Source organism: Syntrophomonas wolfei subsp. wolfei str. Goettingen G311, from assembly GCF_000014725.1.
In the GTDB taxonomy this organism is placed as follows: Bacteria; Bacillota; Syntrophomonadia; order Syntrophomonadales; family Syntrophomonadaceae; genus Syntrophomonas; species Syntrophomonas wolfei.
This window is the reverse complement of sequence record NC_008346.1, coordinates 2837374-2850246: the sequence shown is the minus strand read 5'-3', so window position 1 is coordinate 2850246 and position 12873 is coordinate 2837374. Positions and strand designations below refer to the sequence as shown.

Annotated in this window: 8 protein-coding genes; 4 read left to right on the top strand and 4 right to left on the bottom strand. The window is 44.2% G+C overall.

The features are described from left to right. Positions 1–240 precede the first annotated feature (240 nt). Positions 241–372, top strand: a complete 132-nt coding sequence (locus tag SWOL_RS15110) for a hypothetical protein (protein WP_278078269.1) — start codon at positions 241–243, stop codon at positions 370–372. 191 nt (positions 373–563) lie between these two features. Beyond that, complete coding sequence (locus SWOL_RS12945) at positions 564–3095, top strand: hypothetical protein (protein WP_011641872.1); 2532 nt, start codon at positions 564–566, stop codon at positions 3093–3095. Positions 3096–3337: 242 nt separating this feature from the next. Here the strand turns inward: SWOL_RS12945 and SWOL_RS13825 are convergent, their stop codons facing one another. The 4 genes from SWOL_RS13825 to SWOL_RS12930 form a co-directional block, all read right to left on the bottom strand. After that, on the bottom strand, positions 3338–7393 hold the full coding sequence (locus SWOL_RS13825; RefSeq protein WP_011641871.1) for a leucine-rich repeat domain-containing protein: 4056 nt from the start codon (positions 7391–7393) through the stop codon (positions 3338–3340). 436 nt (positions 7394–7829) lie between these two features. Next, positions 7830–8180 (bottom strand): flavodoxin family protein, encoded by a 351-nt coding sequence (locus SWOL_RS14130; protein WP_011641870.1) that lies wholly within the window; start codon positions 8178–8180, stop codon positions 7830–7832. After that, positions 8144–10747 carry an alpha/beta hydrolase family protein gene (locus SWOL_RS12935; RefSeq protein WP_011641869.1) on the bottom strand — a complete coding sequence of 868 codons (2604 nt, stop codon included), beginning with the start codon at positions 10745–10747 and terminating at the stop codon, positions 8144–8146. Before SWOL_RS12935 ends, SWOL_RS14130 begins: the two co-directional genes overlap by 37 nt. A gap of 1 nt (position 10748) precedes the next feature. Next, on the bottom strand, positions 10749–10994 hold the full coding sequence (locus tag SWOL_RS12930; protein WP_011641868.1) for an S-layer homology domain-containing protein: 246 nt from the start codon (positions 10992–10994) through the stop codon (positions 10749–10751). A 674-nt stretch (positions 10995–11668) separates the two neighbouring features. On the opposite strand from SWOL_RS12930, the gene SWOL_RS12925 reads away from it, so the two are divergent. Continuing rightward, positions 11669–12268, top strand: a complete 600-nt coding sequence (locus SWOL_RS12925; protein ID WP_011641867.1) for a DUF1819 family protein — start codon at positions 11669–11671, stop codon at positions 12266–12268. A 16-nt stretch (positions 12269–12284) separates the two neighbouring features. Beyond that, complete coding sequence (locus SWOL_RS12920) at positions 12285–12851, top strand: DUF1788 domain-containing protein (protein WP_011641866.1); 567 nt, start codon at positions 12285–12287, stop codon at positions 12849–12851. Positions 12852–12873 lie beyond the last annotated feature (22 nt).

Genomic DNA, 12873 nt, shown 5'->3' with positions numbered 1-12873 from the left:
ATGAATTAATGGTTACGGAGAACAATATTTTTCGGGAAGGTGACACTAATATTTTGTAAAAAATGGAGGTGCAATCGATACTTTCTCTAGAATTAAGGGGTCAGGCCATCCCAAATATTGATAGCAATTGCAGGAATTATTTGTTTTGCATAGAGTGATTTTTAATTATATAGTATAGTACATCTATCTTTTTTGCGTAAGTAAAGGAATTAGATTTAAATGCAAAGGGGATAAAAATGGTTGCTAAACTGTTATCCTGGTGATGTTTTTTGTCTGCTCCTGAGTATCGGGCTAGTTGTACCTGCATATGCTCAGGATGCCATCGTCAAGAAATGCAATGTAGTGGAGAGAACCAAATTAATAGTATCGTAGGTAGCGGCAGACGTAACAATCAGTTTCTTCCTTCAGCAAGATCAGAAACTCAGGGAATAAAGAATAATGAATACTCTTAACCAGGTAATCTGTCCCTGTAATTGCCCAGAAAAAACTTAAAGGGAGGTGAAGAACCTGGTTTCCTGGCAGTATCATAGAAAAATGATATGTTTTAGGAATCAGGGATCAAAATGTCTACTATTAGATTCAAAGTATTTTGCTTGGTACTGTTTTTTACACTCTTTATCTCAACTAGCACATTAGCTGCCTCAACCGAATACAAAACTTTTTTTCGGGAATACAACATCGAGATTAACAAGGAATGGACGATTAAATTTAACAAGCCTCTGGCTCAAGAACCACTAAATATGGGTCAGATTAAAGAAATTAAAGTCATTAAGAACAGTGACGGACAAACCGTGCCCAATCCGGCACCCGAGATTCAGCCTGATGGGGCATCCATCAAGTTGAAACCACCTGCGGGCGGCTACGAACACAATACCGCATACACCTTGATTGTTGAAGGAGTAAAATCACAACAAGGGAAAGTACTGGCACAGCCGGCGAAGAAAGAGTTTGTTACTGCAACATCGCCGCAATCAACCCTTTCTCCGGAAAACACATCCGTTACCACGGACAGTGGTATCACTGTATCACTTGGTGACTATGTACTGGAAGAAGAGACCGAACTTGTCGTAACACCGCAACAGACGGAGGAGAATGTTGAAACAGGCTATAAAATTGAGCCCTATGATATCAATCTTGGGAACATGACGGAGCTTGATGATTTCATTACCATACGCATCCCCTACGATGACAGCTATTGTGAGGCCGGGCAGGATGCAAGCCGTTGTGTCGGTGCAAAATACTATAATGAAACTACTGGCCGATGGGAAGATGTACTGTATGAGGTGGACGCAGCAAAGAAAGAACTGCTTATCTACACAGACCACCTTTCCCGCTATGGCGTGTTTCATGTTAAGAATGAGGGTCTGCGTTATGCTTATATATCTGATGTTTATGCAGATCTTTTGAAAGTAGACACCGAGACCGCCACTAACGCACTGGCAGAGTATGTGGCTAAAGGCGGTGCCGATGGAGAAATCGCTGTTGGCCTTGCTGCATCCCTTGTGTCCGACGTCTTTGATTTGTCCGGAAGTCTTTCCTCTGGCTTAGATATAGTAACAAACCCGATAACCATAGCTTCTCTTGGGAATCCGGTATTCGACACCGCACTGGCAGATAAGGCATATAAGAAACTGGGCAACCTGGGCAAAGCCGTTGCCGTGGTTAAAATAGGCAGCACCATGCTTAAAAGCGATGCTTCAAAGGAGGATATACTTAATCTGTACAAGGATGTTGCCACTTTTGCTCTGGGCTTTTCTGAAAGTGCCGCTTTGGGCTTGGCGATGTCCGGCATATGGGTGTTCGACTATACGATAAGCACCATGTTTGAGCAGGGCATGGAGATCAAGATGGAAAACATCGGGATGGTTTATAAGCATTTTAACGATGTTTTCAGAAGCGGCCCTTACCAGGCGCGGACGCTTAAAGACTGGCGACAGGTGCTCATTAAGATCGTAGAGGATAATCCGAACGACGAAGCTGCGGTCAAGGCAGCCATCGAAGCAGAAGTTGATCGCTATGCCCGTGTATTTTGGGACATTGGTGCCGATACACAGGCAGAAGTTGCCTCTGAGCTGGGTATTATACGTATGAGCTATCCCACCAGTGCGGAAATCGAGGCCTTAGTAGCGGACTACAAGGCCAATCTATATGATCGCCTTTACCCTGTTTCCGCATCGGTGCGAAATTATATGCAGCAAAAGGCACATGCGGAATATGTCAAAAGCTTAAATGATATGCGGGCATTTTATAACCAGTACATTGATTTTACGATTGTTGAAGATGTTGCCAAAGGCGCACAGCCGAAATATGCCGGCTATGTAGTGCGTTTTGAGCCGCTTTCGGATGCGGCGGTTAAAAAGAACTGGACGGGGACCCTTAATAAGGACGGCGCAATTTCCACTCGCTTTACGATGCTAGGCTTTATTCAGGCAGGTTGTCCAAATACGATAGCGCTCTATGCACCCGGCGATAAGCCCGGTGAGGATGAACCGAAACTTCGGATAGGCTTTACTTTGAAAGCACCGCAAACTGAGGTGAGGCTCGGCGGACCTGACGGCAACCTTATCTTCGTGAATGGCAGTGAAAGCAAAATTGTCGATTGGGCTATGGCTACGGCGCTGAAGCGAATCGACAGCATAGAGCTTAAGCCGGATGGTAGCTTTTTGGCATCGGTGGCATTTGCCGATGATGGGCGGCAGGCTGTAAATAGATCAAACAAAATCCAGGTTAATAATTTTGAACTCTCGGGCACTTTTGATGACTTTCTTGGCACCGGCACGGCTACCGTTAGTTTCAACTCGTTTTACTTCAGAAAGGATATAAGTCCTCTTCAACCGGCTAATCCGGATGACGTGAAGGAATATGTGACCACGTATGAATATACGGATGCGGTCACTGGAGATTTGAATCTTCGTAAAGAAGATCATGCAGTCATCATGTCGGGAAAGCTCGGTCATGAACGCGCAGGCTTTTCAAAGCTTCAGTTTCACGAAATCAACCTGGGGAAAGAGTATTGGGGCGACAATCCTACAATAACTGATAAATCAGGAAAGTATTTCACAAATGTATCTTATAACTTTACGTTAAATAACTAGCAAAGGACACAGAGGAGGGCACAGGGGGACGATTCTTCTGTGTCCTTCTGAATCCTCCCACATACCTGAAGTAGAGCAGCCGGGAGGTTCCAAGCGGATATAGCGGGGGTACAAGCCCCCGCTAGTTTTATGTTTTTTACCCGCTTTGGAACCGCCGTATACCGAACGGTTCGTACGGTGGTGTGGGAGAACGGCTACCCAATTAATGGGTAGCCTCCTACCCGATTGTCCCCTCATCCCTCCTATTTAACTACTTTGATAGTACAGATGGCAAGCTTGCCGCCATACATAACCGCTACCTTGACTTTGCCCGGATTGTAGCCGGTTACAGTACCATCCTGGGTAACGGTGGCGATTATGTCCGAAGGATTGTAATTGTCTGCCTTCAAGTTATTGTATGCAGCCCAAAGGCTGTCAGTAAGATCCGAAGCATCGATGTTCGTTTTTACGGTTCGCCATTTATTCTGATTGTCCTTCATTGAATAATGTACGTTGGCCAGGGCGCTTAGTTTGGTCGTTTGTCCTACTTTGACGGTTTTGGTGCCTTCGATTCGCAACCCCGGTAGGATTACCCACCTGTTCTTGACCTGGTAATTCACATTATTCTTTTCATCCTGGTATTCAGCCAGTGTGTTCCTACTTACGAAACCCTGTTTTAGTTCCTCTACGGTGTCGGAAATCGCGCCCATGATCTGAGTTTCAGTGGGAAAGCTGCACAGCTTGAACCTGCCGATTTCTTTTGCTATATCTTGCAAATAGTCATTGGTTGCGCTGGCAGGCACCTTGTCCTCAAGATTCAATACCTTAAGGGTTTGTCTGAACATGTGTGGGCTGTTGCGTGCAGTATTTAACATCGTTGGATTATCGATGGCCTTGGCCAGCGGGAGATCATCTGTAAAGTTGGTTTTGTGAATGAAATGTTCGATAAACTTGTTTTGGTCACAAATTTTTAATATGTTATTGGTGAAAATACAGAAGTCCCTCAGGGTCAGTACCCCTCCAACCAGTTGGATCACTATTGGCAATGACTGGAGTTTATGACCAGCGGGACTGTCAGTGCCTGCTATAGTGAATTTCATCCTGATGTTGTTTTGTAAAACTTTGCCATCGCTTGAACCAATGCCTTTTTTGATAAAGAGGTAGTAGCATTGACCTGCCTTGTATCCACCGGCGGGTGGTTCGAGCAATACTGTGTTGTCAGTATCTCCTCTGCTTATATTAACGGTAACCGGTTGGTTATTTTGCTCTTTCACCACAATGGTATCCGGGTTAACGGTGCTTGTATCGACCGCATGGCTGAATTCTATTTTCCAGGTTCTGTTTATAGGTATGTCGGTTCTTTCCTCCCAAGAAGTGTAGGGCTCGGTGAATTCTTCATGGTTTACTTCTACGGTATCCTGTAAAAGGGTCAAAGGAGTCAGGTCGGATATAGGGTTGGCGGTCAGGTCCAGTTTAGTTAGATTAGCTAACTGTTCAATTTGACTGATACCCCCGACCTGGTTGCCAGAGATGTTGATTTCCTGTAATGAAGGTATCTTGACTAGAGAACTGATGCTGGTGATGTTATTATTATACAGGCTCACTTTCTCGAGGTTAGACAGGGTTTCCAGCGGTGTGGTATCGACTATGGTATTGTTCGATGCATCGATGGTTTTTAAATTCGGCAGCTGGTTGACGAAGGTGATATCGGGCAGCTCATTATTGGATATGTCCAGGTTCTCCAAGTTCTTAAGACCGGCCAGTATTGCTCCAATATCAGTGCTTTGGTTGCTAGAGACGCTGCAGAGGGCAACTTGGGCGGGGTTTGAATCTCTGATGCCGGCTATAAACAAATCGGTTAAGCCGATCAGGTTGCGCAGTGGCTCCAACACACCCACCCCATCATTGTAAGAAAAATCAAGATAGCGTAAGTCGGTAAGGTTGGCCAATGCCTGAATATCGGTTAGCTGGTTGTACGAAAAATCCAGGCCCTGCAAATTGCTGAGTTTAGTCAAGGGGCCCAGGTCAGTTATAGCATTATTGGAAATATCCAAGTACTGCAGGTTGCGGAGTGACTGCAATGGAGTAAGATCTGTTATGCCATTCCCGGCCAAGTATAGCGTTTGTAGGCTGGTAAAGTGTTGTATCCCTTCCAGGGAAGCTAGGCCCTTGAAGTTTAATGCCAGTTCTGTAATATTTTCTATGTCAGTATTTAGAATGTCTTCAGTCGGTTTGTCGAGTGTTTCTCTGATGGCCGCTTCCAGGTTGGGGTCGGGGAAAGTGATAGTATTGTTTGGTGTTGTACCTAAAACCACCTTACGGATGCAGTTGCTATGACTATCTGCTATATACAAATTACCGCTGCTATCACACGCCACCCCAACAGCATTACATAATCCGGCAGCTTCTGCAGGTCCTCCGTCTCCGGAATACTTCCAGCTTCCATTTCCGGCTACCGTGGTGATTATCCCCGAAGGGTCTACTTTACGGATACGCTTGTTATTCATATCTGCAATGTACATATTACCATTGTTGTCAAAAGTAACTCCATAAGGAACCCATATTTGAGCAGAGGTTGCGGGGCTCCCATCCCCTGCATATCCACCAGTACCATTTCCAGCTACAGTGCTTATCTTCCCGGTATTGTCTACCTTGCGTATGCGATTGTTATCTTTATCTACAATGTACAAATTACCATTTTTATCACATGCTACCCCAACAGGATCCTTTAATTGGGCGGAGGTGGCGGGCCCGCCATCTCCTGAATACCCCGCAGTGCCATTTCCAGCTACGGTGCTTATTATACCGGAAGTATCCACCTTTCGTATGCGGTGATTGCCGCGATCTGCAATATACAAATTCCCGCTACCATCACATGCTACACCAAAAGGATAATTCAGTCTGGCTGAAGTTGCGAGGCCTCCATCTCCTTCATACGTAGCCCACCCTTGTGTAACAATTCCAGCTACAACGCTTATCTTCCCGGAGCTGTCCACCTTGCGTATGCAGTTACTGTTACTTTCTGCAATATACAAATTCCCACTACTGTCACATGCTACTCCTATAGGATCGTATAATCCGGCAGCGGTTGCGGGTCCCCCATCTCCTTCAAACCAGTGGGTACCATTTCCAGCTACGGTGCTTATCTTCCCGGATGTGTCGACCTTACGTATACGCTGGTTGTCACCGTCTACAATGTACAAATTGTCAGCACCATCACATACCACTCCCCGGGGGGTATTTAATTGGGCAGAGGTGGCGGGCCCGCCATCTCCTGAATACCCCGCAGTGCCATTTCCAGCTACGGTGCTTATTATTACCCCCGGATCAGTGATAATAGTATCACCCGTCTTGGTACGGACCGGTGCTGAAAAACTCCCCTCACCTATGGCCGTTACCGGCTTTACCTTGTACCAATAGTCAGTAGATAGAGGCAAATTGCTATCCGTGTAGGAAGAGGATGTTGTAGCATCTATTTTCTGGTAGTTAATTCCGAAAAAGCGGGAGGTACGATAAATGCTGTAACTCTGCGCTCCGGGAAAGGCTGACCAGCTTAAACTGATTTGGTTGCCGCATGCCTTTGCCTTAAGTCCCGAAACCGTACCGGAGGAGATTTGAAGGTAAGCGTCCGCATTTATAGTTTGTCCTTGGATAACTGCTACTTCATCGGCAAGGTTAGAACCAGGCTTATTGTTATACCACTGTTCCAAATAATCAGTGCCGTATTGGGCATTGTGTTCTGCCGGATCAAAGTGTACTTTGTAATTCTCCGCCGGAAGTTGGGTTATAATATATTCTCCGCTTGTATTTGTATAATTCCTCCCATATGTACTGCCTTCATATACTTCACATACCATTATTCCGGTTAACGGTTTGCCGTCTGGATCATATACTTTGCCCGAAATAAAACCGGCGTTCTCTAATTGAGTGTTAATGGATAACGACTGCCCGTCGCTAAGTGTAATCGGACTCGATAAACTCGTGGAACTATATGGAGAACGCTGGTAAGCATATGTTGTTCCATTTTTTTGATTATATGAAGTCGGACTGAACAACATTCTGTATGAACCAGAGCTAAGGTCGCCAAAAGAATACTGGCCATTTGTATCAGTATTGGCGGTTGAAATACGTTCATAGTTTTTGTATAACAGCACTAATATTCCAGGAAGTGGAGTACCGCCCTGACCAGTAACAACACCGGATATTGAGGCAGTATTTATCGTTGCAGCAAAGGCATCAGGTACTGATGTCATTAATAATGATACAGCCAATACGATTGAAATTAATAATTTTGAATTGTGACAAAAACCCTTTTTCATAATAAAATATCCCCTATTCCCTTTGTCTTGTATTTACTGATATTTTTAATGGCTGTGGATAATACTTTGCTATCACCTCCCGACTTAAACTAAGTTATTGTTAATACAATGATATTACCAACTTCCTTATAAATCTATTAATTTCGTGCTAATATGACATGAGGTGCCAGGCACTAAACTAAGGATTAAGAATAGGCCAGTATTCCGTCTGGATAGATATGGTGGGATTAATGGAAAATACCATCAAGCCTAAAACTGGAGGGATTATCTGCACGCCTCATATCGTGTTAAATAATAGGCCCAGTACTTCATTGTCGGCACGGGTTTGTGACCCGCTTATAGTGGTATTAATGCTACCCTAAAATTAGGCCAGATGCTGGAGAAAAAATAGGCCACCTTAATATTCCAATCTTGTATGATTAATGTTGCTGAAGCATTATCGTACGGGAGGAAAGGAAATGATGGTAGAATACCTGCGTAATTCTAACCGCAATATGGAAATGCTAATGAAATATGCTGCACTATGCGTATCTTGGGAATAATTCTGTGACCCCAGCAGCCGATCAGTTAGCATTTTATAATAGCCGTGTGGCCCCAGGAAATATACTGGAACTCCAATAATAAGCGCATCCGCCCCTCTAATTTTTTCAATTACAAAATTGAAATCGTCTCGGACTGGACAAGCGTTATCAGGTTGTAGACAGCGATAACAGGCCTTGCATGGTTTTATCTCCAGGTCAGTTAGGCGAATCAGTTCTCGCTTGCATTCCTCCGGGATATTATCCATGGATTGGCCTTCATTTGCTCATCTAAAAAACTCTTTATTTCCTCAAAGACGGCAGTTATATTTTCTAATGTATCGGGGGTATGGCCGCTATCAGGCAGATAGAGTACCTGGGGCGTATTCCCTGCTTCTGTGAGCTCTTTAATGGCCCTTATATTCTGACTGGGATATACTGCGTCATCTTGGCCGGCATAGATAATTAAAATAGGGGATTTGAGTTTATCGGCATAGCTTGATGGAGACAATACTTGGGCCAGCTCAGTATAAGGTTCGGGTGCAGAACATCTATGATAATCTGGAACAGGATCGTCTTGTATTAATTCAAGCCCCAAATCTGTCCAATCCCATACGCCCATCAAAGAAATGACCGCTTTGTAGACATCTGGATGAACTGCTGCTTGATAAAAGGAAATATATCCTCCATAGGAGTGCCCCATAATTCCAATGCATTCAGGATCTGCAATGCCATTATTTATTGCCCAATTAACACTTTCGAAAACATCTTGTTGGGCTAGTGGCATATTTTTACTGGCTGAATCGCTGTATTCGTTGCCATATCCGATGGAAAAGCGGAAATCAACAGACAATACCCCAATATCAAGGTTTGAAGCCAACAAGGCATATTCGTTTGGGGTCCACACATATCTAGCCTGAGGTCCACCATGGACATTTACTATTAATGGTAGATTGCGCGGACTTTTGCCAGGTGGTAAGGTCAGATATCCAAATACGGTATGACCATCACTTGCTTTGAAAGATACCGGATAGCTATGTCCAACATCCTTTATAGGTATATCCGACGATAAAAGAAGGGTATCCTTCCTGCTTTCAACATTATACAGCCGGTAACTGCCATAATCCCGGTCATCCCGGTGCAGCAATACTAAATAGTCAAAGTCCGGACTAATGGCTACCGGGAACTGGTTTTCTCCTAAATCTGCCCGAACATTATCCATGATGGTGGCCATTTCATCCCTTAAGCATACCAAGCGGGTTTTATCATCAATATATATAGCGGTTAAGAGTTCACCTGTCTCTGGATTTTTCAAGCTAACAACAGGAGTGCCCGCAAGTACCGAGACCAGTTCTACGGCTACATCGGCATGAGAATTATGGTAGATCAATTCTCTGCTCATGGTTTCTGGGTCAACTTGATAGAGGCTGGCATAATTATCATAGAAATTGGTTTTTACAATCATTTTTGTATTATCTGCGCTAAAGCCGATAATTTCATAATCCCGGGTTAAAGACAAGTCGAATTCTATTAAACGCTTCCATGGCTTTTCCGGGCCCTCCCGGTAAAGAATATATTTATCAGTAACATAATTCCTGCGTTTGGCAACCTCAATGGAGACAGCTCGTAAAACTCCGGAATTATCATAGACATTTATTGCGGTTTCGCCATCCTGGGCAGGGTACTCCTCTTTGGGAGAACAGCTACGCGGAACCCGATCAGACTCGCTGGCGTCTGATACATTTATAGCTTTCAGCCCTCCTCTTACTGTATACCATAGAACCTGACCATCATCAGAAAACATAAATTGCGGATAGGTATAAGTGGAGTTTGAAATATAGTAATTTATCAAATTCAACGGTTCGGCAGGCTTTTCCGCCTCCAGTCTTTCATACCAGGTATTACGCGCGTTGACCATCATCTGAAGAGCGGTATTTGCAGTGATTTTAATGTTTTCTTCCGGTATGGTTTTATCCTTCGCAGAAATAATGCCATATTCTTTTGCCAGTTGTAGCAAATCAGCGTTTGGGGGGATGGGGACATAGGTCATTCGTAAAAGTGAATAAAGAATATCATCCCGATAAACTTCTCCTTTGGGTTCATCTTTTATGAAGCCCTGTTTCTGGGCAATATAAGCAGGGTCTTCTCCCTGCTCAAATGTAATATAAGGAATGGCCATCTTAAGAAAGGTCTCCATATCTATAAATGAGTCCGGGGTTTGTTTACCACTCCCACCACTGCTTCCAGAAGGTGCGCCAGCGGCGGTTTGTTCTGCCTGGGCCAGGGCCTGGTCAAGCTTATAGGTCAGAAGGTTACTGCCGGGGTCATTCCCCTGTTCCTGGCTCCCACTACTGGGTTCGCCTGCTTCCTGCTGGCCCTGCATCTCAGCGGCGCGCTCTCCTAACCAGTGGCGCTGCTGAGTCCATTCGCGGGCTTCAGATGGGCTCATGAGATGGGGAAGCGATGGCGGTCTGCCGTCACTAGCGCTCACGGAACTTTGTCCGGGGGAGAGGTTCCGGGTCACAGCGCCGCTGGTTAAGCTCCCTTCTCCCTGCAGCAGGCTCATGCCACTGCCGCTGCTGCTCGAATAGTTGCTCCAGAAGCTGCCGTTGATAGTGACTACTCCCCAGGGCATATATACTTTTATCTTGTCTTTTTTCTTCTCGGCGGTTTTATACCAGGGCTGGGGGCTTGATTGGGCTGCCGTCAGGTCAGAGTAATTATTGCGGTTGGCTATTTGGCTGAATTTATTACCGGTTATGCTTTCTTCGTCAGTATCCTGGCTGCTGACAGTATACTGACTGGCCAGGGCGCCAAAAACTTGGCCGCTGGTCATTTCATACGGCTGCTTGAGCTCGGGTTAAACCCTCACCTGGATGAAAACTGCCATCGGGGAAGCCGCTGATAATGCCCCGTTGGGCCATATAGTTTATATATACAAGATTGGCATCACTACTACTAACATCATGGAATGCTGTGACGATTGCCTCTTGCTGCGGAGCAGCTGTAGTAATTCCGGTTAATATCAACAGAAGTAAGAAAGTAAAACTGCCGATAAAAATGTTCTTCAGTGTTCTTGGCATTATACATATCCTTTCTAAATGTGATATTTTCGCCTTGAAAAACCAGTATAACTTCCAGTCTAGCCAAAGTAAAAGGTTCGTGTAGATTTGCAGGAAAGGACTACCATATATCTATATTATAAAAGAGTATTCTTTGTATTGCGACACTTTTCTCGCATTTTCTCCTATTTTTTATACTGCTTGTTATAGACCCTGGGCATACCGTTTATTCGGCCTGCAAAAGTGAGAAAGAAAAATATGAAAAACAAAGCTCATAATGATGTAATACCAATCTTTAACACTCCCGAAAATATAGCAGTCGTGGGTTCGAAACCCTCCGCGCCCACCATAAGGAGACAGTAAAAGCAGGGCTTTTAAGGCCCCGCTTATTTTTTGTGAGAGTGATAACCTGTTTAATGATTAATCAGCGATAAACTAATGTCGGTTTAATTTGCTAAACTTAATAGGAGCTAACTTTTAATTGATAATAAATGGAATTGGCAGGGAATAATGGCATTAGTGTAGAAATTAAAGAACAAATTATTACGCAGGAAATTATTATTGATGTCACTGCAAAAAGTAATAAATAGCGACCGAAGGGTAGGTAGGGAACGACCCCCGTGTTGTTCCGAATCAGACTTCCAGCGATAATCCCAATGTATAGAGTTTTGTTAATATAGGAGTGTGGGTGCAGTTTGACGGAAATTAAATATAGTGCTGCATTGACCGGTGAGCCCTTCCTGTTTTATGAAAGCAGGCAGGTGGCCAGGCTCAAACTGAGTGGCCGTAACCAGCAGCAAATCCGGGAAGAGATAAAAAGCCAAAATCTCTTCCAGTATGCTACGGAAAAGAGCTTGGCCAAAAGAATTAATGCCGTACAAAAGCGTGTCGATACCCTGGATGAGACATTGCTCAGGTTTTTGGCGGAAAAACCATCGGCGACGGCTAAAATCATCAACCTGTATGCCATAATGCAAACTAATAAACTCATGCTGGATTTTATAATCGAAATAATTGGAGATAAATTTGAACAGGGTAACCTGGTTCTTGAAAAAAGAGACCTGAATGAATTCTTTGTTGCCAAAAGGGAGCAGCAAGAGAATATAGCACGGTGGAGCGATGAAACCATCGCCAAATTAAAACGGGTGTTACCCCGAATCATTTTTGAAGCCGGTATTCTGGCTGATCGTAATACCGGAACCCTACAGCGACTCACCCTGGACAAAGATGTTGAAAAATACTTCCGGGAGCATGGAGAAATAGAATTTTTAAAAGCCGTGGGAACCATAGTTTAAAAGGGGAGATGGAAAAATGAACAGCACCAGCAAGCGATTAGAGCAGATTATCCCCAGGATACAATCGGAATCATTCATTCAAAATAAAGGACTGGGGAATGAAATCGGTTTTTACATATTTGACTATGACCCTGCCGATGAGATGCTGGTTCGGGATTATATTAAACATATAAAGAGCAAATTTAACTACGAAGGGTCTAATCGCAGAATCATAGAATACGATTTGTACGAAATTCTGCTGGACATCACCCGGGAGAAGAAGATTTTCGAGCCAATACTATTAATGGAAGAAAAACGGGGACAGGCCCAGCTGGCCGATGCCATTATGCAAGCTGCCGGTTTTGAGGACTACATCAATAAAATGACTTTTGAGCAAAAGCCGGGCAATGTACTATTCCTTACTGGGGTAGGAAAAGTTTATCCCTTTATGCGTTCGCACAAAATCTTAAACAATCTCCATCATGTGTTTGACCAACTACCGGTGGTGCTTTTCTTCCCGGGCAGTTATGATGGACAGTCGCTGAAATTGTTCAATCGTTTTCAAGATGAAAATTACTATCGTGCTTTTCAGTTAGTGAAATAAGTGAGGTGTAAGGCCGTCTATC

What these genes read in the sequence shown, in the direction of transcription:
- SWOL_RS12945 (WP_011641872.1), top strand. Translation starts at nt 564, where the DNA reads ATGTCTACTATTAGATTCAAAGTATTTTGCTTGGTACTGTTTTTTACA.
- SWOL_RS14130 (WP_011641870.1), bottom strand. Translation starts at nt 8,180, where the DNA reads ATGGATAATATCCCGGAGGAATGCAAGCGAGAACTGATTCGCCTAACT.
- SWOL_RS13825 (WP_011641871.1), bottom strand. Translation starts at nt 7,393, where the DNA reads ATGAAAAAGGGTTTTTGTCACAATTCAAAATTATTAATTTCAATCGTA.
- SWOL_RS12930 (WP_011641868.1), bottom strand. Translation starts at nt 10,994, where the DNA reads ATGCCAAGAACACTGAAGAACATTTTTATCGGCAGTTTTACTTTCTTA.
- SWOL_RS12935 (WP_011641869.1), bottom strand. Translation starts at nt 10,747, where the DNA reads ATGACCAGCGGCCAAGTTTTTGGCGCCCTGGCCAGTCAGTATACTGTC.
- SWOL_RS12920 (WP_011641866.1), top strand. Translation starts at nt 12,285, where the DNA reads ATGAACAGCACCAGCAAGCGATTAGAGCAGATTATCCCCAGGATACAA.